Annotated in this window: 27 protein-coding genes; 16 read left to right on the forward strand and 11 right to left on the reverse strand. The window is 70.1% G+C overall.

Features of this window, described 5'->3' with window-relative positions; genetic code table 11:
- Positions 1-20 precede the first annotated feature (20 nt).
- The 11 genes from ABGB14_RS47755 to ABGB14_RS47805 all read left to right on the forward strand — a co-directional run bounded on the left by ABGB14_RS47755 (position 21) and on the right by ABGB14_RS47805 (position 5,948).
- Entirely contained in the window at positions 21-587 is a 567-nt protein-coding gene (locus ABGB14_RS47755; RefSeq protein ID WP_347650527.1) for a hypothetical protein, read from the forward strand.
- A 5-nt stretch (positions 588-592) separates the two neighbouring features.
- Complete coding sequence (locus ABGB14_RS47760) at positions 593-1,771, forward strand: SRPBCC family protein (RefSeq protein WP_347650528.1); 1,179 nt, start codon at positions 593-595, stop codon at positions 1,769-1,771.
- 35 nt (positions 1,772-1,806) lie between these two features.
- Entirely contained in the window at positions 1,807-2,214 is a 408-nt protein-coding gene (gene gvpJ / locus ABGB14_RS47765; RefSeq protein WP_347650529.1) for a gas vesicle protein GvpJ, read from the forward strand.
- Position 2,215: 1 nt separating this feature from the next.
- Positions 2,216-3,028 carry a GvpL/GvpF family gas vesicle protein gene (locus ABGB14_RS47770; RefSeq protein WP_347650530.1) on the forward strand — a complete coding sequence of 271 codons (813 nt, stop codon included), beginning with the start codon at positions 2,216-2,218 and terminating at the stop codon, positions 3,026-3,028.
- Positions 3,028-3,270, forward strand: coding sequence for a gas vesicle protein GvpG (locus ABGB14_RS47775; protein ID WP_347616821.1), 243 nt, complete (start codon positions 3,028-3,030; stop codon positions 3,268-3,270). The genes ABGB14_RS47770 and ABGB14_RS47775 overlap by 1 nt, the downstream gene beginning before the upstream one ends.
- A gap of 4 nt (positions 3,271-3,274) precedes the next feature.
- Entirely contained in the window at positions 3,275-3,688 is a 414-nt protein-coding gene (gene gvpO, locus ABGB14_RS47780; RefSeq protein ID WP_347650531.1) for a gas vesicle protein GvpO, read from the forward strand.
- The gene (gene gvpJ / locus ABGB14_RS47785) at positions 3,688-4,098 is read left to right on the forward strand and encodes a gas vesicle protein GvpJ (protein WP_347650566.1); all 411 of its coding nucleotides are present in this window, start codon (positions 3,688-3,690) and stop codon (positions 4,096-4,098) included. The genes gvpO and gvpJ (ABGB14_RS47785) overlap by 1 nt, the downstream gene beginning before the upstream one ends.
- The gene (locus tag ABGB14_RS47790; RefSeq protein ID WP_347650532.1) at positions 4,088-4,870 is read left to right on the forward strand and encodes a GvpL/GvpF family gas vesicle protein; all 783 of its coding nucleotides are present in this window, start codon (positions 4,088-4,090) and stop codon (positions 4,868-4,870) included. The genes gvpJ (ABGB14_RS47785) and ABGB14_RS47790 overlap by 11 nt, the downstream gene beginning before the upstream one ends.
- On the forward strand, positions 4,867-5,070 hold the full coding sequence (locus tag ABGB14_RS47795) for a gas vesicle protein (RefSeq protein ID WP_347650533.1): 204 nt from the start codon (positions 4,867-4,869) through the stop codon (positions 5,068-5,070). Before ABGB14_RS47790 ends, ABGB14_RS47795 begins: the two co-directional genes overlap by 4 nt.
- Positions 5,060-5,377, forward strand: a complete 318-nt coding sequence (locus ABGB14_RS47800; RefSeq protein WP_347650534.1) for a gas vesicle protein K — start codon at positions 5,060-5,062, stop codon at positions 5,375-5,377. Before ABGB14_RS47795 ends, ABGB14_RS47800 begins: the two co-directional genes overlap by 11 nt.
- Before the next feature lie 448 nt (positions 5,378-5,825).
- A complete protein-coding gene (locus ABGB14_RS47805) occupies positions 5,826-5,948 on the forward strand; it encodes a hypothetical protein (RefSeq protein ID WP_347650535.1) in 123 nt (40 codons plus the stop codon).
- An 85-nt stretch (positions 5,949-6,033) separates the two neighbouring features.
- Here ABGB14_RS47805 and ABGB14_RS47810 read toward each other — a convergent pair whose 3' ends face one another.
- The 3 genes from ABGB14_RS47810 to ABGB14_RS47820 all read right to left on the reverse strand — a co-directional run bounded on the left by ABGB14_RS47810 (position 6,034) and on the right by ABGB14_RS47820 (position 8,684).
- Positions 6,034-7,179: an acetyl-CoA C-acetyltransferase gene (locus tag ABGB14_RS47810; RefSeq protein WP_347650536.1), complete on the reverse strand. Its 1,146-nt coding sequence runs from the start codon at positions 7,177-7,179 to the stop codon at positions 6,034-6,036.
- A gap of 68 nt (positions 7,180-7,247) precedes the next feature.
- Positions 7,248-7,901, reverse strand: a complete 654-nt coding sequence (locus ABGB14_RS47815; protein WP_347650537.1) for a hypothetical protein — start codon at positions 7,899-7,901, stop codon at positions 7,248-7,250.
- A 24-nt stretch (positions 7,902-7,925) separates the two neighbouring features.
- Positions 7,926-8,684: a class F sortase gene (locus tag ABGB14_RS47820; protein ID WP_347650538.1), complete on the reverse strand. Its 759-nt coding sequence runs from the start codon at positions 8,682-8,684 to the stop codon at positions 7,926-7,928.
- Between the two features lie 78 nt (positions 8,685-8,762).
- On the opposite strand from ABGB14_RS47820, the gene ABGB14_RS47825 reads away from it, so the two are divergent.
- Positions 8,763-9,035, forward strand: coding sequence for a hypothetical protein (locus tag ABGB14_RS47825; RefSeq protein WP_347650539.1), 273 nt, complete (start codon positions 8,763-8,765; stop codon positions 9,033-9,035).
- Positions 9,036-9,639: 604 nt separating this feature from the next.
- On the opposite strand, the gene ABGB14_RS47830 is transcribed toward ABGB14_RS47825, so the two are convergent.
- Together ABGB14_RS47830 and ABGB14_RS47835 are read right to left on the reverse strand one after the other, a co-directional pair.
- Complete coding sequence (locus ABGB14_RS47830; protein ID WP_347650540.1) at positions 9,640-10,440, reverse strand: class F sortase; 801 nt, start codon at positions 10,438-10,440, stop codon at positions 9,640-9,642.
- Positions 10,437-11,801, reverse strand: coding sequence for a hypothetical protein (locus tag ABGB14_RS47835; protein WP_347650541.1), 1,365 nt, complete (start codon positions 11,799-11,801; stop codon positions 10,437-10,439). The genes ABGB14_RS47830 and ABGB14_RS47835 overlap by 4 nt, the downstream gene beginning before the upstream one ends.
- Positions 11,802-11,979: 178 nt before the next feature.
- On the opposite strand from ABGB14_RS47835, the gene ABGB14_RS47840 reads away from it, so the two are divergent.
- Entirely contained in the window at positions 11,980-13,125 is a 1,146-nt protein-coding gene (locus ABGB14_RS47840; RefSeq protein ID WP_347650542.1) for an acyl-CoA dehydrogenase family protein, read from the forward strand.
- 45 nt (positions 13,126-13,170) lie between these two features.
- Positions 13,171-13,332, forward strand: coding sequence for a hypothetical protein (locus ABGB14_RS47845; protein WP_347650543.1), 162 nt, complete (start codon positions 13,171-13,173; stop codon positions 13,330-13,332).
- A 4-nt stretch (positions 13,333-13,336) separates the two neighbouring features.
- Here the strand turns inward: ABGB14_RS47845 and ABGB14_RS47850 are convergent, their stop codons facing one another.
- The 3 genes from ABGB14_RS47850 to ABGB14_RS47860 all read right to left on the reverse strand — a co-directional run bounded on the left by ABGB14_RS47850 (position 13,337) and on the right by ABGB14_RS47860 (position 17,171).
- Positions 13,337-14,104, reverse strand: a complete 768-nt coding sequence (locus tag ABGB14_RS47850) for an alpha/beta fold hydrolase (RefSeq protein ID WP_347650544.1) — start codon at positions 14,102-14,104, stop codon at positions 13,337-13,339.
- Positions 14,105-14,120: 16 nt separating this feature from the next.
- Positions 14,121-16,343, reverse strand: coding sequence for a SpoIIE family protein phosphatase (locus ABGB14_RS47855; protein WP_347650545.1), 2,223 nt, complete (start codon positions 16,341-16,343; stop codon positions 14,121-14,123).
- A gap of 123 nt (positions 16,344-16,466) precedes the next feature.
- Complete coding sequence (locus tag ABGB14_RS47860) at positions 16,467-17,171, reverse strand: metal-dependent transcriptional regulator (protein WP_347650546.1); 705 nt, start codon at positions 17,169-17,171, stop codon at positions 16,467-16,469.
- 108 nt (positions 17,172-17,279) lie between these two features.
- On the opposite strand from ABGB14_RS47860, the gene ABGB14_RS47865 reads away from it, so the two are divergent.
- Positions 17,280-17,891, forward strand: coding sequence for a UdgX family uracil-DNA binding protein (locus tag ABGB14_RS47865; protein ID WP_347650547.1), 612 nt, complete (start codon positions 17,280-17,282; stop codon positions 17,889-17,891).
- A 78-nt stretch (positions 17,892-17,969) separates the two neighbouring features.
- On the opposite strand, the gene ABGB14_RS47870 is transcribed toward ABGB14_RS47865, so the two are convergent.
- From ABGB14_RS47870 to pdxH, 3 genes are read right to left on the reverse strand one after another with little or no spacing between them, the layout of a single operon-like run.
- Positions 17,970-18,590: an MFS transporter gene (locus ABGB14_RS47870; protein WP_347650567.1), complete on the reverse strand. Its 621-nt coding sequence runs from the start codon at positions 18,588-18,590 to the stop codon at positions 17,970-17,972.
- Positions 18,590-19,279, reverse strand: a complete 690-nt coding sequence (locus ABGB14_RS47875) for an MFS transporter (protein ID WP_347650548.1) — start codon at positions 19,277-19,279, stop codon at positions 18,590-18,592. The genes ABGB14_RS47870 and ABGB14_RS47875 overlap by 1 nt, the downstream gene beginning before the upstream one ends.
- A gap of 10 nt (positions 19,280-19,289) precedes the next feature.
- Positions 19,290-19,943, reverse strand: coding sequence for a pyridoxamine 5'-phosphate oxidase (gene pdxH / locus ABGB14_RS47880; RefSeq protein ID WP_347650549.1), 654 nt, complete (start codon positions 19,941-19,943; stop codon positions 19,290-19,292).
- A 252-nt stretch (positions 19,944-20,195) separates the two neighbouring features.
- Here pdxH and ABGB14_RS47885 point away from each other — a divergent pair, with 252 nt between their 5' ends.
- Complete coding sequence (locus tag ABGB14_RS47885; protein ID WP_347650550.1) at positions 20,196-21,302, forward strand: citrate synthase 2; 1,107 nt, start codon at positions 20,196-20,198, stop codon at positions 21,300-21,302.
- The last annotated feature ends 30 nt before the right edge of the window (positions 21,303-21,332 follow it).

Here is a 21,332-nt window from a genome sequence, read left to right on the forward strand (position 1 = left end):
AGGACAAAGGAGCGCATGCCATGAGTGATAAGGCCAGAGTGGCGTTGGCTCTCGCCGCGGGCTACTACCTCGGCCGGCGTCACAAGCTGCGCACGGCCGCCATGCTCGCCGCGGCGAGCGTCGCCGGCAAATACCGCAAGGGCGACGGCGGGCTGCTGGCGCAGGGAGGCAAGATCCTTGGGTCCTCGCCGGAGATCGACGAGCTGACCAACCGCCTGCGCGGCCAGTTCATGGACGTCGGCAAGGCGGCCGTCATGGCCGCCGCCACCCGGCAGATCAACTCCCTCACCGAGAAGCTCCAGGAGCGGACCGAATCCCTCCAGAGCGGCGACCAGGCCGAGGAAGAGCCCCGGGACGAGCACGCCGAAGACGAGGAAGACGAGTACGAGGACGACGAAGAGGCCGCCGAACCCGCGGACGAGGCTTCCGAACCCGAGCAGGAGACCTCCGTGCCGGAGGAGGAGCCCGAGCCGCCCCGCGCCCGCAGGGCCCGTCCCCAGCAGGGCGCGCTGGCCAAGGGCACGCGGGCCCGTAAGCCGGGCACGGGTCGCAAGCGTCCCGCGCCCGTGACGAGATCGGCGGGGTGAGCGCGATGACCGAGGCGACGAAGGCCCAGCCGCTCCGCAAAGCCGCAGGCCAGGCAGGCAAGGCGGGCAAGGCCGTACGCGAGGGCTCTGGCAGGGCGGCGGAGACGGCCGGCAAGACGGCGAAGCAGGCAGGCGAGCAGGTGCCCGGTGGAGGCAACCCGATCAAGTCCGGGCTGCGCAAGCTCGGCCAGGCCGCGACCCACTACGCGCTGTCGTCCGTGACGAACAAGGTCGAGGGCGTGACCGGACGGCTGTCCGACTTCGCGGAGGGCGGCGGCGGCAATCTGCTCGGCGCGGTCACCGGCTCCGACAAGTCCGTCGGCGGTTCGGCCGTGGCCGGCGCGGCCAAGGGCGCCTTCAAAGGCCTGGTCGGCAAGCTGGGAGGCAAGGGCGGCAAGGGCGGGGGCGGCCAGAAGCTCAAGGTCACCAACATCGTCGAGACCATCGACGTCGGCGCCCCGATCCGGATCGTCTACAACCAGTGGACGCAGTTCCAGGACTTCCCGAGCTTCATGAAGAAGGTCGAGGCGGTCAACCAGGAGGCCGACGAGAAGCTCACCTGGAAGGCGCAGATCTTCTGGTCGCACCGCGAGTGGAAGTCCACGATCCGCGAACAGGTGCCGGACGAGCGCGTCATCTGGCGTTCGGAAGGCGCGAAGGGGTACGTCGACGGCGCGGTGAGCTTCCACGAGCTCACCCCCGACCTCACCAGGATCATGGTCACCCTCGAATACCACCCCAGGGGCTTCTTCGAGGGCACCGGCAACCTCTGGCGGGCCCAGGGCCGCCGCGTACGGCTGGAGCTCAAGCACTTCGCCCGGCATGTCATGAGCCAGGTCATGCTGCACCCGGACGAGATCGCCGAGGGCGGCTGGCGCGGCGAGATCCGCGACAGCGAGGTGGTCAAGGACCACGACACGGCCGTCCAGGAGGAGCAGGAGTCCGCCGGCGAGCAGGAGGAAGAGGAGGAGCCGGAGGAGGGCGAGCCCGAGGACGAGTACGAGGAGGAGGAAGAGGAGCCCGAGGAGCCCGAGAAGGGCGAAGCCGAGGACGAGTACGAGGAGGAAGAAGAAGAGGAAGAGGAACCCGAGGAAGAGCCCGAAGAGGAGCCCGAGGAAGAGGCGCGCCCCCGCGCCCGGCGGGCTCCGGTACGCCGCAGGACGGCGAGCCGCAGCGGCGGCTGAGCCGTCCCCCATCCGCGGATCATGAGGAGGGCACTATGACTGTGCAGCCGGCCTCAGGTGGTGTGGCGCAACGCCCCACCGCGACAGGCCTGGCCGACGTGATCGACAGCATCCTGGACAAAGGGCTGGTCATCGACGCCTACGTCAGGGTCTCGCTTGTCGGCATCGAGTTGTTGACCATCGACGCGCGAATCGTCGTCGCCAGCGTCGACACCTACCTGCGCTACGCCGAGGCGGTGAACCGGCTGGACCTGTCGGAGTCCGGCGGCCAGGGACTGCCCGAGCTCATGCAGAACATGAAGCAGGGCATGGTCGCCGACAAGGGCAAGGACGCGGTCCAGGGAGTGCTCGAATCCGCCGCCGACAAGCTGGGCGGCCTGGTCGGCGATTCGGCGGACGATCAGGAACGGCAGCCCTCCCGGCGGCGGAAGGGTGGTGACTGACATGTCGACCTCCGAGGCGACCGAACGGCACAAGAAAGACGGGGCGGAGCCTGAGACCCGCGTCGGCACGTACGTCTACGGCATCGTCCCGGCTGACGTCGAGGTGTCCGACGACGCCGGCGGTGGCGTCGGCGACCCGTCGGCGAAGGTGACGGTGGTCCGGCATGGCGACATCGCCGCGCTGGTCAGCGAGCTGCGGCTGGACCGGCCGCTGGGCACGCCCGACGATCTCATGGCCCACGAGGGACTGCTGGACGCCACCGCCGCCGAGGTGCCGGTGCTGCCCGTACGCTTCGGCGCGGTCGTGACGAACCCGGAGGCGGTCGTGGAGGAGCTGCTCGCGCCGCACCACGACGAGTTCCACGCGGCGCTCGACGAGCTGGAGGGCCGGGCCCAGTACGTCGTCAAGGGCCGCTACGTCGAGCGGGCCGTGCTCACCGAGATCATGGAGGAGCACCCTCAGCTGGCCGAGCTGCGTACGCAGATCAAGGACCAGCCCGAGGAGGCGACCAGGGACGCGCGCATCCAGATCGGCGAGATCGTCGACCAGGCCATCAACGCGAAGCGGGAGGCCGACACGCAGGAGGTGCTCGACGCGGTCACCCCGGTCGCCACGCTCACCTCGCTGCGCGACCCCAGCCACGAGCTGGACGCCGTGCACCTCGCGGTCCTCGTCGAGACGTCGCGCGAGGGCGAGCTGGAACAGGCGCTGGGCCAGATCGAGGAGCGCTGGTCGGGCAGGGTCGAGCTGCGCCTGCTCGGGCCGCTGGCCGCGTACGACTTCATCGTGGCGCAGGGCTCCGGTGGCGGCTGATGGGGCTGATCAGCTCGTTGTTCACCTGGCCGCTCGCGCCCGTACGCGGCGTGATCAGGCTGGGTGAGCTGATCCAGGAGCAGGTCGACCGGGAGCTGCACGATCCGGCGGTGGTGCGGCGGGAGCTGGAAGCGATCGAGGAGGCCAGGAACGAGGGCCGCATGTCGGAGGACGAGGCCGCCCAGGCCATGGAGGAGATCCTCGCCAGGCTGACCGGCCCGCCCGGGGAAGGAAGGAGGTGATCGTGTGCCCGCCCAGCGAAGGGTCCGCGCACGACGCCCTGCCGAGCAGGACGCCGAGCCCGAGGAGGCCGTGGAGGAGCAGCAGGCCGACGAGGAGCCGGACGGGGAGGCCGCGCACGACGAGGAGCCGCGGTCCCGCTCCCGCGCGAGGAGCCTGTCGGCGTCCAGCGCCGGCGCGGCTGGGCTGCGCCACATCGTCGAGCTTACCGGCCGGGAGTCCGAGGGGATCACGCTGGTCAAGCCGGAGGGAGACGGCTGGGTGGTGGGCGTCGAAGTCGTGGAGGACCGCCGCATCCCGTCCTCGGGCGACGTGCTGGCGCTCTACCAGGCCGAGCTGGACGCGGACGGCGAGCTCCAGTCGTACCGGAGGTTGCGCCGCTACCGGCGGGCCAGCGGCGGCCAGGGGGAGGGCGGATGATGATGGAGCCGGCCCGCCCGGCGGGCCGCGCCTACCCGTCCTCGACGGGCAGCGGGCGGGAGCCGGCCAACCTGGGCGACATCCTGGAGCGGGTGCTCGACAGAGGCGTGATCATCGCGGGCGACATCCGGGTCAACCTGCTCGACATCGAACTGCTGACGATCAAGCTGCGGCTGGTCGTCGCCTCGGTCGACACCGCCAAGGAGATGGGCATCGACTGGTGGGAGCACGACCCGTGGCTGACCGGGAAGGACCGCGGCCTGGAGGAGGAGAACCGCCGGCTGCGCCGGAGGCTCGCCGCCCTGGAGGATGGCCGCTCCGCCCCGCCCGCCATCGAGGGCCACGTCGAGGAGGAGGAAGACGTCGAGCCGCGGCGGCGTGGCGCCGGAAGGAGAAGAGATGACGGGTGACGCAGGCACGTACCTGTACGTGGTCGCGCGCGACTCCGGCGCCCCCTCCCCCGAAGGCCTGGCGGGGGTGGCGGGCACGCCGGTGCGGGCGATCAACCGTTCCGGGCTGGTCGCGTACGTGAGCACCGTGCCGCTGGCCGACTTCGGGGAGGAGCCGCTGCAGCGGTCCATGGAGGACCTGGACTGGCTCGACGCGACCGCCAGGGCGCACCACCACGTGGTCGAGGCGGTGGCGGTGACGGTGCCCGCCGTACCCGTGCGGCTGGTCACCGTCTACAGCGGCGACGAGCAGGTCGCCGGCCTGCTGGAGGACCGGCACGACGACTTCTGCCACGCGCTCGACCGCATCACCGGCCGCCACGAGTGGGGGGTGAAGGTGTACGCCGACCCCTCGGAGCAGGCCGAGCCCGCCGCCGCGCAGGAGGGTGGTGGCGCCGCGTCCGGGCCGGGAGCGGCGTACCTGCGCAAGCGCCAGGCGGGGCTGCGCAACAGGGAGGAGGCGTGGCGGCGGGCGAGTGCCCGGGCCGAGCGGGTCCACGACCGGCTGGCCTCCGTCGCGGTCGCCGGCCGCCGCCACCGGGCCCAGGACCCGCAGCTCTCCGGGCGCAAGGAATGGATGATCCTCAACGGCGCCTACCTCGTCGACGAGGAGCGGCACGCGGAGTTCGTACGGACGGTGGACGAGTTGCGCGGCGAGGGCGGGGAGCTGGAGCTGACCGGCCCGTGGGCGCCGTACTCGTTCGCCGCGCTGGACGAAGGGGGTGAACCATGACGTATCCGGAGCCTCGTGGCGCCATGCTCGCCGAGGAGGGCCGGCTGCCCGCCCAGCGGGTGGCGCTGGTCGACCTGCTCGACCGGCTGCTCGCCGGCGGCGTCGTGGTGAGCGGCGACCTCGTCCTGTCGATCGCCGACATCGACCTCGTACGCATCTCCATCCACGCACTGATCACCTCGATCCGCGATGACGAGTGACCCCGCCGAGCCCGCCCGCCAGGCCAGGAAGCCGCGGCTGCGGATCGACACCGACGCGGAGGCGGTGGAGCGCGACCTGTCCCGGCTCGTGCTCACGCTGGTCGAGCTGCTGCGCCAGCTCGTCGAGCGGCAGTCCGTACGGAGGATGGAGCAGGGCGACCTGTCCGACGAGCAGATCGAACAGCTCGGCATGACCCTGATGCGGCTGGAGGAGGCCATGGAGGAGCTCTGCGAGCGGTTCGACCTGGAGCCGTCGGACCTCAATCTCGACCTGGGCCCTCTCGGCAGCCTCCTCCCGAAGGACTAGGGCACCGGACGGAGTGACCGCGGCGAGATGGTGGCGCAGCCTTTCGACGTCCACGAGCGCAGTCGTTGTCGCTTCACGGCGCACCGTCGCCACGCGCCCGCGTTCAGCCGCATCCAAGAGCGTTTTGAGGTGGGCCCGAGCCTCTGTGTAGCTGTCGAAATGAACAGCGCTCACGCGCGACACCTCCCATGAGCAGGTCTTCATGATGCCCCATGCCACAAGTACGTCAAGTACGTCACGTACTCACCGCGCTGTTCGGCGGGCGGATTAATCGGTTGCGCGGCTCCTCACTGACCCGTAGCGTCTTCGGCATGCGCCTTTACCTGTGATTCGCCGGGCCTCAGCGCCCGTGCTCAGCCAGCAAGACCGCCAGTCCGTCCAGACGCGGCAGCTGAGCTTGCCGACCGGCCTCCGAGCCGCGTCGAGAGTTACGTAAAGGAGCTTCCTCATGCGAGTTCGCGCAGGCAACAAGAAGAAGAACCGGCCGCAGCTGCCCACGCCGCGGCAGATGCCGAAGATGCCGCAGCGCCCGATCGCGCCGCCGAGGCGCGTGCCGTCCAAGGGCCGCTGACCGAAGGACAACTACCAGGGATGGTAGTGAAGAGCGAGCGCCGCCTCCCCCGTACGCCTGGAGGCGGCGCTCGCGCCCTTTTCGCTCAGAGGCGTTCGATGATGGTGACGTTGGCCTGGCCGCCGCCCTCGCACATCGTCTGCAGCCCGTAGCGGCCGCCCGTGCGCTCCAGCTCGTGCAGGAGCTTGGTCATGAGGATCGCCCCCGTGCCGCCCAGCGGGTGGCCGAGCGCGATGGCGCCGCCGTTGGGGTTGACCCTGGCCGGGTCGGCGTCGAGTTCGTGCACCCACGCCAGCGGCACCGGTGCGAACGCCTCGTTGATCTCGACGACGTCGATGTCGCCGATGGACATGCCGGCCTTCTTCAGCGCCCGCTGCGTGGCGGGGATCGGCGCGGTCAGCATGTAGACCGGGTCGTCGCCCATGAGCGCGAGCTGGTGGATGCGGGCGCGCGGGGTCAGGCCGTGCTCCCTGACCGCCTGCTCGGAGGCGATCAGCACCGCGCCCGAGCCGTCGGAGATCTGCGAGGAGGTGGCGGCGGTGATCTGCCCGCCCTCCTTCAGCGTCTTCAGCCCGGCCATCTTCTCCAGGGTGGTGTCGGGCCGCGGGCCCTCGTCGTCCTCCACGCCGTTCACGGGGGCGATCTGGTCCTTGAAGTGGCCGTTCGCGATGGCCTTGGCGGCACGCTGGTGCGACTCGAACGCGTACTGCTCCAGGACCTCGCGCGTGTAGCCCCACTTCTCGCACATCAGCTCCGCGCCGCGGAACTGCGAGATCTCCTGCTTGCCGTAGCGCTCGACCCACATCTCGCCGAACGGGAACGGCATGCCCTTCTCGAGCGCGGCCGTGATCGAGGCGCCCATGGGCACGATGCTCATCGACTCGACACCGGCCGCCACGACCAGGTCCTGGGTGCCCGACAGGACACCCTGGGCGGCGAAGTGGATCGACTGCTGCGAGGAGCCGCACTGCCGGTCGATGGTGACGCCGGCGGTGGTCTCCGGCAGGCCCGCCGACAACCAGGCGTTGCGCGCGATGTCCATGCTCTGGGGGCCGAACTGCATGACGCACCCCATGATGACGTCCTCGACCGCCGCGGGATCGACGCCGGTGCGCTCGATCAGCGCCTTCAGGGTGTGCGCGGCCAGGTCAGTGGGATGGACGGTGGACAGGCCGCCCTTCTTCTTGCCGACCGGGGTGCGGACCGCCCCGACGATGTACGCCTCTGCCACAGTGCCTCCTGGAAACCGAGCAATATTCGGTTACTAGGTGCACACTACAACAGAACGACGTTCTGGGGTCATTCCGCCGGCGGTACGAGGTCCTCCGCCGCGTCGATCCTGAACCGCCACCGGTCGACGGCCAGGCCGTTCAGCGCCTCGGACAGCTCAAGGGCGAGCGCGCCCAGCTTCTCCGGCTCCCCGCCGCGCAACTCGATCGCCGTCAGCTCGGTCGCGAACGGCAACAGCTCCGCCGCAGCGGGCGGGCCGCCCTTCTGCGGCACGAGCACGGCCTTGATGTCGCCCGCCGTGAACGCGAACTCCTCGTCCTCCGGCTCCAGGAACGGGGCCAGCTCCTCGGGCGTCGGGCGTACCGGGAGGATGACGGCGGGACCGCCCTCCGCCGCGTCAGCCGGATCGCTCACCTCGCCCCGGCACACCGCCAGCCCCTTCAACCGGAAGGCCAGCCCCTCGGCGAGGTAGCGGTCGAAGAAATCGATCGGCAGCGGGCCCTCGGCCGCCACCCGCACCGCCCACGCCTTCTCCAGAACGCCGCCCGTCAGCTCGGCCGCCGCCTCGACCGGCGCGCACACCCGCACATCGGTCGCCACGATGTCGTCGCCGTCCTTCCGCGCGCCGGGATCGGCCAGCTGCACGATGCGCAGCAGCTTCGCCGGATCCAGCTTCGCGGGCAGCACCGCCGTGGGGCCTGTACGCAGTCGTCGCTTCGCCATCCAGCCCATGCCCAGCCTCCGCGCTCAGCTTCGATAGGAGCTCGTCATCGTCGCGTAGACGATGACGTTGTCGGTGTAGTGCCCGGTGCGACGATCATAGGTGCCGCCGCACGTGATCAGGTGCAGTTGGGCGTTCTCCTGGCTGCCGTAGACGCGCTGGGTCGGGAACGTCTTCTTGCTGGCCTGCTCCACGCCGCCGACCGTGAACACCGCCGTGGTCTTGTCCTGGCGCTTGACCTCGATGGTGTCGCCGTGCTTGAGCTCCGGCAGCCGGTTGAACACCGCGGGGCTCGTCTTGGTGTCCTTGTGTCCCAGCAGGACCGCCGGTCCCGCCTCACCCGGCGTCGACATGTTCCGGTACCACCCGACCAGGTTGGCGTTGTTCGACGGCGGAACCTGGATGGTGCCGTTCCTGGCCAGGCCCACCGACCTGATCGGCGCGTTGACCCCCAGCCGCTTGATCACCAGCCGCATCGGGGTGGACGGCAACATGGGCGGGGCCGCCTTGATCTGCGGCAGCGGCGGCGGCACGTCGGGCCCACCCTGGAACATCGCCTGCTCGGGCTGCCCCGACGGCTTGGGCTGCGCCTCCAGAGCCAGGGTGTCGCGGTTGCTGGCCAGGCCGTACTCGTCGGGGGACCTGAACACGATCAGCAGCCCGGCCACGACGGTCACCACACCGGCGATGGCCGCCACGATCAGCACGGTCCTGAGCGCCGCGCCCCCTTTGTCCTCAGGCGGCGGCACGGGAGCGCCGCCACCGTACGGGTAGTAGCCGGACATCCCCGTCAGCCCCGAGCGGCGTTACGGCGACGCATGAGAAGCCCACCCCCGGCTGCGGCGACGATCAGGGCGCCACCGGTGAGGATGAACAGCCGGCCGTCAGGGCCCATCGTCCCACCCGCGCCCGTGTCGGCACCGGCCTTGGGAGTCTGGGACTTCCTGGTGGGCTCGGACTCCGACGACGGCGTGACGGTCACCGTGTGGGTGCTGGTCCTCGTGGGCCTGGGGCTGGAAGGGGTCGGGGTCGGCGACTTCGTGGGGGTGGTCGTGGGGCTGTTGGTCGGGGTTCCGGTGGCGGTGCCGACGACCAGGTTCACGGAAGGACCGCCGCTCTTCGGCGTGCACGCGTAGGCATCGTCGTTGACCTTGACCGAGAAACCACCGCCCTTGAGAGCCACCGTTCCGGAGGCGGTGGGCGTGACAACCATGGTCATCGTCGGGATGGGCACGGGAGAGTTGGCGCTGATCGTCGTCGCCGGCGCGGCGGAGGCACTGGCGACCACCTGAGATGACGGGATCGGCGATCCGCTGGGGCTTATGGTTCCCTGCGCCACAACACTGCTGGTCGGAGTGGCCTCTACCGTTGCCGACAGGTAGCCCGAGGTCGGCTGGCGGATGTCCCAGGTTACGGTCACCGGCGCACTGGGCCTGGCCGTCGTGGGCGTCTTCAACTCCATGGTGAACGTGACTTCCGAGTTGCCGCAGGTGTAAACCACGGGAGCCGGTGCCGCCACCGCAGCCATCACGGGTATCGCTCCGAAGATCCCTGCGCCTAGAACGGCCATAGCGGATGTCTTGAGGGCGAGGCGGCGCCGCGCCTTGGACGTCAGCACTTCCAGCTCCATTTCAGCGCAGTATCAACAGTCGTGCCAGAATTCCAGCCGTTGGTCACGGTTAGGTTGAGATCTTATGATCTGTCCCTGTCAACTTTCCCGTAAACCCGGAAATCGGCCGGTCAGCCCTTCTTCTTGGACAACGTTGCGTACACGATGATGTTGTCCGTGTAGTGGTGGGTCGTCTTGTTGTAGACCCCGCCACACGTGATGAGCCGGATCTGGGAGTTGGTGGTGTTCCCGTACACCCGCTTGGTCGGGAACGAGTTCTTGCTGGCCTGCTCGATCCCGCTGACCGTGAAGCGGGTGACCTTGCCGTCCGAGCGGTACACGTAGATCTGGTCGCCCTTGGACAGTTCGCGGAGGCGGTCGAAGACGGCGGGGCCCCGGCGGGTGCTCACGTGGCCGTTGATGATCGAAGGGCCGAGCTCGCCGGGCAGGGGCGAGTGGCGGTACCAACCGGTCAGGCCCGCCTTGCTCAGCGGCGGGGTGCCGAGTTTGCCCTGCTTGTCCAGGGTGACGGACCGGATCGAGGCGTTGACCTTGATCTTGGGGATCTTGATGCGGGTCGGCCGTACCTTGGTGGTGGTCTTCTTCTTGGCCTTCGGGATGGCGGGCACCACCGGTGCGGCAGCCAGCGGAGGCGGCGCGTCCAGGCGGGCCGGCGTCAGGGGCACGTCCTTACCCCCGGGCCCGACGGTGGCCGGCAGCACGAACGCGCCCGCGTTCCCCACCGGCGTCTTCGTCGGGACCTCCGTCGGTGTCTCCTGCGCGGCCACCGGCGCCGCGAGCGGCCCCGACCCGTCGTCCACGGGTGGCGCCAGCGAGAGCAGCGTCACCATGACGATGCCCACCCCGCCGAGGGAGCCGGCGATCAGCAGGCCGGGCAGCGCGCGCTGCATCGGCGTCGTCCCCTCGGTCATCGGCGCGCACCTCCCGCGTGCGCGGCCCTGCGCCTGCGCAGCAGCACACCGCCACCGACGCTTCCCACCATCAGCACGGCTCCGCTGGTCATGAGCCCGAGGGGCGGCCCTTCGCCGGTCGCCGGCGCCTCGCCGCTGTCCACACCACCCTTGGGCGTCTTGGGCACCTGCGCCCGGTAGTACCGGGTCGCGGTCGGGCTGGTACTGCTCTTCGGCGTGGACGAGCTCGAACTGGAACCCGTGGGAACCACGGCCACGTGATCACCGCCGATGGAGTCGCCCTCCGGAGGCGTGCTGTCCTCGTCGGTCGGCTCGTCACTGGGGTCGTCATCCGGGTCGTCCGGGTCGTCCGTCGGGTCCTCGTCAGGATCCTCCGTGGGAGGGTCCGTCGGGTCCTGCGTCGGGCCGGGCACGGTGACGTCGATGGCACCGGGGTCACCCTGAAGCTTGCATGTGGCCTGGTCGTGGTCCGGCGGCTCGGTGATGTCGCTGACCGTCACCCTGAACGCGTCAACGTAGGCGACCTTCGCCTCGGTGTTGACGATCTCCAGGGTATGCGGTCCATAGGCGAGCTGCGGCGACTCCCAAAGGACCTCCTTCGACGCGGTGCCCGTCATCGGCGTCCCGCTGCGGTCCTTGCCCGGCTCGACCAGCGGGTCGGTGACGACGTTGCCGTCGAGAATCACCCTGATCTTGCCTAGGTCGCGCTCGCGCCTGGCGATGTAGGCAACCTTCGTGCCGGTGAAGTCGAGCTTGGCTTTGGCCTCTTGCGTTCTGGTCCTGTGCAGGTCGTAGAGGTGGTCGTCGAACTCCTCCGCGGTGGTGATCCGCCTCCAGCCACCCTCGTACGTGATGTCCGGCGCGTTGTTGTTGACCATCACCTCGCCCTCGGCGGGCGTGAACCTGACGGTCAGGGCGCCGGGCTTGAAGCGGACCGTTCCGGAACGCCCGATGGATCCCTGGTCGGACAGCCCTTCGGGCAGTTCGAGGAACTCGCCCGGCACCAGCTCGCCCTGCTCCTGGCCGCCCCTCGGCCGTAACTGGCCGACCCAGGCGCCGCTGATGTCCACGACGCCTTCGAGGTCGAGGGAGGAGCCTGCGGGGAAGAACCCTGGCGAGCCGAACCTCGGATTGCCCTTGTACGAGATGCCCCAGCGGACGTTCATCAGCCCGCCGGTCTCGATCTGCGGCGTGATCGTGGCCTCGATGTCGACTCCGGCGCCGGCGATCCCGCCCTCGCACCGGTAGGTGGCCACCAGCGAGGTCTCTGCCTGGCCGGGGATGGAGGAAGTCACGACGAACGCGGTGGAAGCGGCCGCGCCGACCGATGCGGCGATCAACGCCTTGCGCCATCGACTCACGGGAGACTCCGATCAGCCACAAATACGCCGACGGTAGATCTTAGAGTCGAAAACACCCGCTCTACATACCGAACCCCCCATCTCCGACCACTTGTAATGAACCCGTGTCCACGGCTCCCGCCGTACTGACAAAAGGGGTATACCTCGCAGTAACAGAACCCTATTCCGGAGGCGACAGATGCAGCGAGACCTCTTCGACGAGGAGCACCTCCTCTTCCGCGAGACCGTGCGCGCGTTCATGTCCCGCGAGGTCGTGCCGCACCACGCTCGATGGGAGAAGGACGGCGTGGTCCCCCGCGAGGTCTGGAAGAAGGCCGGCGAGCTCGGCATGTTCGGCTTCTCGGTGCCCGAGGAGCACGGCGGCTCCGGGATCCGGGACTTCCGCTACAACGCGGTGATCGTCGAGGAGCTCATGCGGAACAACGCCACCGGGCTCGGCTTCTCGCTGCACAACGACGTCGTGGCGCCGTACCTGGTGGATCTGACCGACGACGAGCAGCGGCGGCGGTGGCTGCCCGGCTTCGTGAGCGGCGAGCTGATCACCGCCATCGCGATGAGCGAGCCGGGCGCGGGCAGCGACCTGCAGGGCATCAGGACCACGGCCATCCGCGAGGGCGACCACTACGTCGTCAACGGCCAGAAGACGTTCATCACCAACGGCATCAACGCCGACCTGGTGGTCGTGGTGGCCAAGACCGACCCCGAGGCCGGAGCCCGGGGCACCACCCTGGTCGTCGTGGAGCGGGGGATGGAGGGGTTCGAGCGCGGACGCAACCTGGACAAGATCGGTATGAAGGCCCAGGACACGGCCGAGCTCTTCTTCGACAACGTACGCGTGCCCGTCGCCAACCGCCTCGGGCCGAACGACGGCGAGGGCTTCGTCCAGCTCATGGACAACCTGCCGCAGGAGCGCCTGTCGATCGCCGTGGCGGCGGTGGCCTCGGCGGAGGGCGTGCTGGAGCAGACCATCGAATACTGCAGGACCCGGCAGGCGTTCGGGCGGAACATCGGGTCGTTCCAGAACACCAGGTTCGTCCTCGCGGAGCTGGCCACCGAGACGGAGATCGCCCGCCACTACGTCGACCGGTGCATCCGCGCGCTCAACGCCGGGCAGCTCACCGCGGTCGACGCGGCCAAGGCCAAGTGGTGGACCACCGAGGTGCAGACCAAGGTCATCGACCGGTGCCTCCAGCTTCACGGCGGGTACGGATACATGACGGAATATCCCGTCGCCAAGGCCTGGATGGACAGCCGGGTCCAGACCATCTACGGCGGCACCACCGAGATCATGAAGGAGATCATCGGCAGGTCCTTCGGATTCTGACCTGTCACCGCGCGGGAAGCCCGCCAACGCCGCATACTGGACGGCATGGACGGCGGCCTGATCCTCCTGGTTTTCCTCGCACTGCTGGCCGCGTGGGGCCTCAACCGCGTGCGCCGGGCGTTCCGCATGGGGCCGGTCGGCTACGCCGGTGTCATGATCGTCTTCATCATCGCCATGCTGCTCGTCTGGGGCCAGACCAAGGTGTAGTTCGCTACGCCTCCAGGATGACGCGGGCCACGAGGTCGGGGTCGTCGCTCATCGGCACGTGGCCGCACCCCTTCAGCAGCTTGACCCGCTGCCCCGACCAGCGGGCCGCCCGCACCGCCTGGCGGCGCAGCAGGAGCCGGTCGTGCTCGCCCCACGCGATCGAGATGGGCGACTTCGGCGGCGCGGGCGGCATCAGCCCGGAGAACGACGCGAGCGTCTCGTCGAAGCCGCCGGCCCTGCCCAGCGCCTGCGTGGCCGCGATCAGCGCCGTCGGCGACAGCCGGGACGGGTGGGCGACCAGCACCCCGGCCGACACGGCCCGCAACACCGGGTTCTCCGCCGCCCTGACGACCTGCCCCTGCGGCATCGCCCTGGCCGAGGCCCGCAGGGCGCGCAGCACCGACTGGCAGTAGACCAGCTCGGAACGCGACCAGAAACCCGCCGGCGACAACGCGGTGGCCGTGCGTACGACGCCGCGCGAGGCCAGCTCGAGCGCGATGTAGCCGCCGAGCGAGTTGCCCGCCACGTGCGGCTCGCGCACGCCGAGCAGCGAACAGAACGACTCGACCGCGTCGGCCAGCGACTCGGCGGTGTAGGGGATGCCCTCGGGCAGTCCCGGCGAGGCGCCGAAGCCGGGCAGGTCGAGCGCGATCACCGTGCGGGCGGCGGCCAGCCTGTCGATCACCGGCGTCCACGCCTGCCAGTGGTGACCGATGCCGTGGACGAGGATCAGCGGCGCGCCGGCGCCCCGGCGTTCGAAGGCCAGCTCCATTCACCCAGTGAATCACTCACCTGCTGCGCGTGGGAATCTCGAACCAGACGGCTTTGCCTTCCCTGGTAGGTCGCGACCCCCAGCGTCTGGCCAGCTGATCGACCAGGTAAAGGCCGCGCCCGCCCTCGTCGTTCTCGCCCGCGCTGCGGATGCGGGGCAGGCGGAGGTCCTGGTCGAACACCTCGACCCAGACCGACTCCTCGCCCCTGCGCAGCCGCAGCGTGAACTCCTTGTCGCCGACCACCTCGTCATCGAGGCCCGGCACGTCCCACGACTCCTCGAACGGCAGCGGCGGGCCCTCCACGACCAGCTCCCTGCGCGGCACGCTGGAGGTGGCGGCGTGCAGCACGACGTTGGTCACGACCTCGGAGACGAGCAGGCAGGCCAGCTCAGCGCGTTCTTCGGGGACGTTCCAGCCCGCGAACGCCTCCGACGCCATGCGCCGCGCATCGCCCACCATGATGGGCTGGGCGGGGAACGTGCGCTCCTCGACGTCGAGATCGACGTCGCTGGAGCGGACCACGAGGATCGCCATGTCGTCGTCGATCTCGCCCGGCACCGCGACCGTGGCGACGTCGGCGATGCGCTCGGCCTCGGCTCCGGACACCTTGGTCAGCGCCTCGCAGAGCACCCCGAGCGTTTCCTCCTCGCTCGGCGGATGCCCGTCGCGGCTGGGGCGGCGGTCGACGAGGCCGTCGGTGTAGAGGAGCAGCGCCGCGCCCGGCGGGAGCGTGCGGGTCTCCTCCTTGTAGACCAGGTCGGCGTGCAGGCCCTTGGCGCGCACCCCGAGCGGCTGGCCGACCTCCTCGATGTCGAGCTCCACGCACTGGCCGTCGACGAGCAGCAGCGGCGGCGCGTGGCCGGCGTTGGCGAAGGACAGCTGGCGCGACCAGGCGTCGTAGACGAGGTACTGGCAGGTCACGATGGGCGGGATGCTGATGTCGGCGCCGCTGTCGTCCTGCTCCGGCGTGGCGATGATGCGCGTCCACTCGTCGAGCCTGGCCAGGATGTCGGCGGGCGACTTGTCGTCCTGCGCGAACGCCCGCAGGGCGGCCCTGAGCTGCCCCATGACGGCCGCCGCCTTGGCTCCCCTGCCCTCGACGTCGCCGATCACGATGCCGACGCGGCCGGCCGACAGCGGGATCACGTCGTACCAGTCGCCGCCCACCTGGGTCTGGATGCCCTGCCCGTGGGAGGCCAGCGGGGCGGCAGGGTAGTAGCGCACCGCGATCTGCAGGCCGTCGAGCTGCGGCAGCGCCCTGGGCAGCAGGTGTTTCTGGAACGACTCCGCGGTGTGACGCTCCTCCTCGAACAGCAGCGCGTTGTCGATCGCGAGCGCGACCCTGGTGGCGATGGCGCCCACGAAGTCACGGTCGAAGGCGTCGTAGTGAGGGCTGCGCCGGTCGGTCAGGTTGGACAGGCCGAGGTACATCAGCCCCAGCGTCTCGCCGCGCACCGTCAGGGGGGCGACGATGGCCGAGGTCATGCCGATCTCGCCGCACAACCGCGCGCTGCTCTCGGTGGGGGCGGGGAAACTGCTGTTGGAGAAGTCCTCGACCAGGATGGTCTCCTGGCGGCGCAGCGCGGTGTCGGCGTAGTGGCCGGAGGGGTAGCGGATCTCCGCGCCCACCGGCTTCCATGTGCCCAACGGAGGCGCCCACCCCTGCACGTGCTGCGAGACCCGGCGGACGAGCCGGTCGCCCTCCGTCAACTCGATGAAGCAGTGGTCGGCGAACTGCGGGACCAGCATCTCGGCCACGCGCTTGAGCGTCTCTTCGACGTAGAGGGAGCCGGCCAGCCGCTCGCCGATGCGCTCCAGCAGCCCGAACCGGTCCTTCTCGCGCTCGTTGCTGCGCAGCGCCTCGCGGGCGAGGATGACGATGCCCGACACCGAGCCCGACTCGTGGCGCAGCGGCACGGCCTGGGCGCGGACGTAGACGATGGCGCCGTCGCCGCGCCTGACGTCGAACGTGCCCTCCCACACACCGCCCTTGAGCACGTGCTTGGCCAGCTCGATGGCGAGCGGGTGGTCCTTCTCCATGATCCCGAGCGACAGGACCGAGGTGTCGCGCGCCGACGTCGCGACCGTGTGGCCGAAGAGCTTCTCGGCGAACGGGTTCCAGTAGAGCAGGTTGCTGAAACGGTCGGTGACGACCACCGCCATCTCGGCGTGGTCGAGCACGGACCCGGCGCCAAGGTGATCAGCCGCTTCCTGTGACAGATCCCCCCATCGCTTCATCCGGCGACCACCTCTCGGGGTGGCGTGTCTGCAAAGCGGACCACGGGCGCTCCTGCAACAGTCTTGGCCAGGGGAGAGTGGAGGGCCTCCCAGATGGGATTCAACCAAGCAGCCGCGCGCGCGTCAGCGCTTGGAGACAAAAACGTGCGCGGCGACATCACGCGGAAGCTCCGCGGGAGTGTCGTCACTGTCACCGTCACCTGTCACCCGCACACCATCGTCGCTCGCCGCGAGCGTCACCTCGCGTCCGGGTTGTATCCCAACTTGCTTGAGTTTAAGCATCACAGCGGGATCGCTTTGCACTTGTTCGCTAATTCGGCGGATGACGACGGGCGTCTCCCTGGCCCCCGCGACATCGCACATCGTGGTGAGCGCGGTGTCGCCGGACTCGGCCGCCTCCCTGGCGCCCAGCTCGCCGAGCCCGGGGATGGGGTTGCCGTGCGGGCAGACCGTGGGGTTGTCGAGCAGCGTCACCAGGCGCGACTCCACCGACTCCGACATGACGTGCTCCCAGCGGCACGCCTCGATGTGCACCTCTTCCCACGGGAGCCCGATCACCTGGGTGAGCAGGCACTCGGCGAGGCGGTGCTTGCGCATCACCCGGGTGGCCAGCGTGCGCCCCAGCTCGGTCATGGACAGGTGCCGGTCGCCCTCGACGCGAACGAGGCCGTCACGCTCCATGCGCGCGACGGTCTGGCTCACGGTGGGGCCGCTCTGCTGGAGGCGCTCCGCGATGCGGGCACGGAGCGGGACGATGCCCTCCTCCTCGAGCTCGTAAATCGTGCGGAGATACATCTCCGTGGTGTCGATAAGGCCGTGTGCGGTCAAGGCAGTCCTCCCAACTGAATGCTACGCCGGTCGTGGCGGGGACTGGGCCCGTCCGCAGCGGGCACAGGAGTCACGAGAAGCCTATTGGGAGAACGACCGACGATGGTTATGGACGGCAACACCGGAGCGGCCCGGTTCCTTCCCGAGCACCTCGACCTCGACGCCCTGCGCGGGGCCGCTGCCCGCTGCGAGGGCTGCGACCTCCACCGAGCCGCCACCCAGACCGTGTTCGGCGAAGGGCCGAGGCGGGCGGCGTTCATGCTGGTCGGCGAGCAGCCGGGCGACCAGGAGGACCGGCAGGGGCACCCGTTCGTGGGCCCGGCGGGCCGCGTCCTGGACAGAGGGCTGCAGGAAGCCGGGATCGAGCGGGAATCCGTCTACCTCACCAACGCCGTCAAACACTTCTCCTTCACCCCGAGGGGCAAGCGGCGGATCCACCAGAAGCCGACGGCCGCCGAGATCGACGCGTGCCGGCCGTGGCTCGACGCCGAGCTGGCCGTGGTACGCCCCAGGGTCGTCGTGGTGCTCGGCGCGACGGCGGCCAGGGCGCTGCTGGGGCGGGAGTTCCGGGTGACCAGGCACCGGGGCGAGCCGGTGCCGCTCGGCGACGCGCTCGCGGTGGCCACCGTCCATCCGTCGGCGGTGCTGCGCGCGCCCGACAGGGACGACGCGTACGAGGGATTCCTGGCGGACCTGCGGGCCGCGGCCGCCGCCGCCTGACCCGCGTCCTGAGCCGCCTGGCGGCCCCCGGTTCGCCTGACCCGCGTCCTGGCCACCTGACCGGTCCCCGTGATCCGCCTAGCCGGTTTCCGGCGCCGTCTGGTCGGTGCCCGGCGCCGCCTTGCCGGTGTCCTGGGCGGTCTGCTGGGCGGTCTGCTGGGCGCGGAAGTTCCTGAAGCCCGCCACCGACAGCCCGACGACCAGCACGGTCACCATGCAGGCGATGCCGCCGCCCACCCAGGCGCCGCTCAGCCCGAACGCCGTCGCGGTGGCCCCTGCCCGCAGGTCGCCCAAACGCGGCCCGCCGGCCACCACCACCATGAAGGCGCCCTGCAGCCGCCCCCGCATCTCGTCGGGCGCGTACAGCTGCAGGATGGACTGCCGCCACACCGACGAGATCACGTCGGCCACCCCTCCGACGGCCATGAACGTGACCACGAGCCAGAGCTCGTGCACGAGGCCTGCGGCCGCGACGGCCAGCCCCCACACGGCGATGACGACGACGAGGGCCACCCCCTGCCGCGAGACCCGGCCCACCCAGCCGGAGAACAGCGCGCCCGCGACGGACCCGATGGCCATGGCCGAGGTCATCCAGCCCAGCGCGATCATGGAGCCGCCGAACCGGTCGGCGGTCAACTCGGGGAAGAGGGCCCGCGGCATGGCGAACACCATCGCGATGATGTCGACGACGAACGACATCAGCAGCACCGGGCTCCTGGCGATGAAGCTGAGGCCCTCCAGGACGGCCCTGGCACCCGGACGGGTCCTTCGCCCAGCGGAGGCAGTGAGGGCAGCCTGAGCGCCGCGTAGAGGCTCCCCGAGAACAGCAGGGCGTCGACCGCGTACGCCGCGGCGTAACCTCCCGACGCCAGCACCACCGCGCCGACCATCGGGCCCACCACGGCGCCGATGCTGAACACCAGCGAGTTGAGCGCGTTGGCGGCCGGCACCAGCTCGCGGTCGAGGATCCGGGGGATGATCGCGCCCCTGGTCGGTCCGGTGATCGCGAACCCGGTGGCGTTGAGCGCGACGGCGGCGAAGACGAGCCAGATGTCGCGCAGGTCGAGCAGCGCCTGCACGAGGATGAGCAGGGTCGCCGCCCAGGCGATGACCGAGCCGACGATGAGCAGCTTGCGCCGGTCGACGGCGTCGGCCACCGCCCCGCCCCACAGGCCGAAGACGATCAGCGGCACGAGGTTGGCCATGCCGAGCAGCCCCACGTAAAACGAGGAGTGGGTCAGCTCCCACACCTGCTGGCCGACGGCCACGACGGTGGCGCCTACGCCGACGTGCGAGACGGCCTGGCCGAACCAGATCCGCCGGTAGGCCGGCACGCCCAGCGGCCGGGTGTCCACCACATGACGTTTGACCAGCTCCCCGAATGCCACTTAGGGCACTTTAAGGGGCCAGTCTCTCCAGAACCCATCCGGGTGGCGTGCGACGGTAGCGGAGCCGGTCGTGCATCCGGTCGAGCTGCCCCTGCCAGAACTCCACCTCCACCGGGACCACCCGGAAACCTCCCCAGAAGTCGGGCACCGGCGGATCCTCCGGCCAGCGTGCCGCCAGCTCCTCGTAGCGGGCGTCCAGTTCCTCCCTGGAGCGTACGACCGCGGACTGCCGCGAGGCCCAGGCGCCGATGCGCGAGCCGTACGGGCGGGACCGGAAATATGCGGCCGACTCCTCGTGCGGGATGCGGGTCACGGTGCCCTCGACCCGCACCTGGCGGCGTATGGGATGCCAGGGGAAGAGCAGGGACGCGCGGGCGTTCTCGTCCAGGTCGCGGCCCTTGCGGGACTCGTAGTTGGTGTAGAAGACGAATCCGCGTTCGTCGTAGCCCTTCAGCAGGACCGTCCTGGCGCTCGGCCGGCCGCCCGCGGAGGCGGTGGCCAGGACCATCGCGTTGGGCTCGGGCAGCCCGGCGTCGAGCGCGTCCTGGAACCAGACCGTGAACTGCGCGGTCGGGTCGGGCGCGACATCGGACTCGAGCAGCGGCTCGCCTTCGTACGTGCGGCGTAGCCCAGCCAGCACGGGCGGGCGCGGGGTGGCATCCACAGGACGATATTCTTGCGCGCTCCTCCTGAGGATCCCACCCGACCCTCCCACCAGCGGCTTTGGCCTTACGGCGGGTCCCGAGACCGACCGTGAGCTGGGAGGGGGTTAAATTGACCCGCCGGTATCTCGACATCAACAGAGCGGTGGAGCTCGGGGCGGGAGAGCGAGGCCACGAAGCCGACGAGCCCCGAAGCGGCCACGACCGTAAGCAGAGCATTGCCGTGACATGGCAAGAAAGGGAGGCGGCCAAGCATGTCCGACTTCAAACCCGGCCTCGAAGGCGTCGTGGCTTTCGAGACCGAGATCGCGGAACCGGACAAAGAAGGGGGCGCCCTTCGTTACCGGGGCGTCGACATCGAGGACCTGGTGGGCCGTGTCCCGTTCGGACACGTTTGGGGCCTGCTGGTCGACAACCAGTTCCAGCCGGGCCTGCCGCCGGCGGAGCCCTATCCCATTCCCGTCCACTCGGGTGACATCCGCGTCGACGTGCAGAGCGCGCTGGCCATGCTGGCTCCCGCATACGGCTTCAAGCCTCTGCTCGACGTCAGCGACCAGGAGGCACGCGACCAGCTCGCCCGCGCCTCCGTGATGGCGCTCTCCTTCGTCGCGCAGTCCGCGCGCGGCCTGGGCCTGCCGATGGTGCCGCAGAGCCGGGTGGACGAGGCCAAGACCATCGTCGAGCGTTTCATGATCCGCTGGCGCGGTGAGCCTGACCCCAAGCACGTCAAGGCCATCGACGCTTACTGGACCTCGGCGGCCGAGCACGGCATGAACGCTTCCACGTTCACCGCCCGCGTCATCGCCTCCACCGGCGCCGACGTAGCCGCCGCGCTCTCCGGCGCGGTCGGCGCCATGTCGGGCCCGCTGCACGGCGGCGCCCCGGCCCGCGTGCTGCACATGATCGAGGGCGTCGAGCAGCTCGGCGACGCCAAGAAGTACGTCCAGAGCGAGCTCGACAAGGGCAACCGGCTCATGGGCTTCGGCCACCGCGTCTACCGCGCCGAGGACCCGCGCGCCCGCGTGCTGCGCCGCACCGCCCAGGAGCTGGACGCCCCCCGCTACGAGGTCGCCGTGGCGCTGGAGCAGGCCGCGCTCGACGAGCTGCACGCACGCAAGCCCGACCGGGTGCTCGCCACCAACGTGGAATATTGGGCGGCCGTGGTGCTGGACTTCGCCGAGGTGCCCTCCCACATGTTCACCTCGATGTTCACCTGCGCCCGCACGGCCGGCTGGGCCGCGCACATCCTGGAGCAGAAGAAGACGGGCAGGCTCGTCCGCCCGAGCGCAACCTACACGGGGCCCTCGTCGCGCCCACTCAGCGACGTGCCGGGCGCCGACGAGGTGGTCGGCAACTACTGACCACGGTCCGTACGGCTGCCGCGCGGACTG

Origin of the sequence: Nonomuraea sp. B10E15, from assembly GCF_039871615.1 — a bacterium.
GTDB lineage: Bacteria > Actinomycetota > Actinomycetes > Streptosporangiales > Streptosporangiaceae > Nonomuraea.

Bases quoted from the DNA above. Each gene is read 5' to 3' on its own strand.
- ABGB14_RS47755 (WP_347650527.1), top strand. From the start codon at position 21: ATGAGTGATAAGGCCAGAGTGGCGTTGGCTCTCGCCGCGGGCTACTAC.
- ABGB14_RS47760 (WP_347650528.1), top strand. From the start codon at position 593: ATGACCGAGGCGACGAAGGCCCAGCCGCTCCGCAAAGCCGCAGGCCAG.
- gvpJ (WP_347650529.1), top strand. From the start codon at position 1,807: ATGACTGTGCAGCCGGCCTCAGGTGGTGTGGCGCAACGCCCCACCGCG.
- ABGB14_RS47770 (WP_347650530.1), top strand. From the start codon at position 2,216: ATGTCGACCTCCGAGGCGACCGAACGGCACAAGAAAGACGGGGCGGAG.
- ABGB14_RS47775 (WP_347616821.1), top strand. From the start codon at position 3,028: ATGGGGCTGATCAGCTCGTTGTTCACCTGGCCGCTCGCGCCCGTACGC.
- gvpJ (WP_347650566.1), top strand. From the start codon at position 3,688: ATGATGGAGCCGGCCCGCCCGGCGGGCCGCGCCTACCCGTCCTCGACG.
- ABGB14_RS47790 (WP_347650532.1), top strand. From the start codon at position 4,088: ATGACGGGTGACGCAGGCACGTACCTGTACGTGGTCGCGCGCGACTCC.
- ABGB14_RS47795 (WP_347650533.1), top strand. From the start codon at position 4,867: ATGACGTATCCGGAGCCTCGTGGCGCCATGCTCGCCGAGGAGGGCCGG.
- ABGB14_RS47800 (WP_347650534.1), top strand. From the start codon at position 5,060: ATGACGAGTGACCCCGCCGAGCCCGCCCGCCAGGCCAGGAAGCCGCGG.
- ABGB14_RS47805 (WP_347650535.1), top strand. From the start codon at position 5,826: ATGCGAGTTCGCGCAGGCAACAAGAAGAAGAACCGGCCGCAGCTGCCC.
- ABGB14_RS47815 (WP_347650537.1), bottom strand. From the start codon at position 7,901: ATGGCGAAGCGACGACTGCGTACAGGCCCCACGGCGGTGCTGCCCGCG.
- ABGB14_RS47820 (WP_347650538.1), bottom strand. From the start codon at position 8,684: ATGTCCGGCTACTACCCGTACGGTGGCGGCGCTCCCGTGCCGCCGCCT.
- ABGB14_RS47830 (WP_347650540.1), bottom strand. From the start codon at position 10,440: ATGACCGAGGGGACGACGCCGATGCAGCGCGCGCTGCCCGGCCTGCTG.
- ABGB14_RS47840 (WP_347650542.1), top strand. From the start codon at position 11,980: ATGCAGCGAGACCTCTTCGACGAGGAGCACCTCCTCTTCCGCGAGACC.
- ABGB14_RS47845 (WP_347650543.1), top strand. From the start codon at position 13,171: ATGGACGGCGGCCTGATCCTCCTGGTTTTCCTCGCACTGCTGGCCGCG.
- ABGB14_RS47850 (WP_347650544.1), bottom strand. From the start codon at position 14,104: ATGGAGCTGGCCTTCGAACGCCGGGGCGCCGGCGCGCCGCTGATCCTC.
- ABGB14_RS47855 (WP_347650545.1), bottom strand. From the start codon at position 16,343: ATGAAGCGATGGGGGGATCTGTCACAGGAAGCGGCTGATCACCTTGGC.
- ABGB14_RS47865 (WP_347650547.1), top strand. From the start codon at position 17,280: ATGGACGGCAACACCGGAGCGGCCCGGTTCCTTCCCGAGCACCTCGAC.
- ABGB14_RS47870 (WP_347650567.1), bottom strand. From the start codon at position 18,590: ATGTCGTTCGTCGTCGACATCATCGCGATGGTGTTCGCCATGCCGCGG.
- ABGB14_RS47885 (WP_347650550.1), top strand. From the start codon at position 20,196: ATGTCCGACTTCAAACCCGGCCTCGAAGGCGTCGTGGCTTTCGAGACC.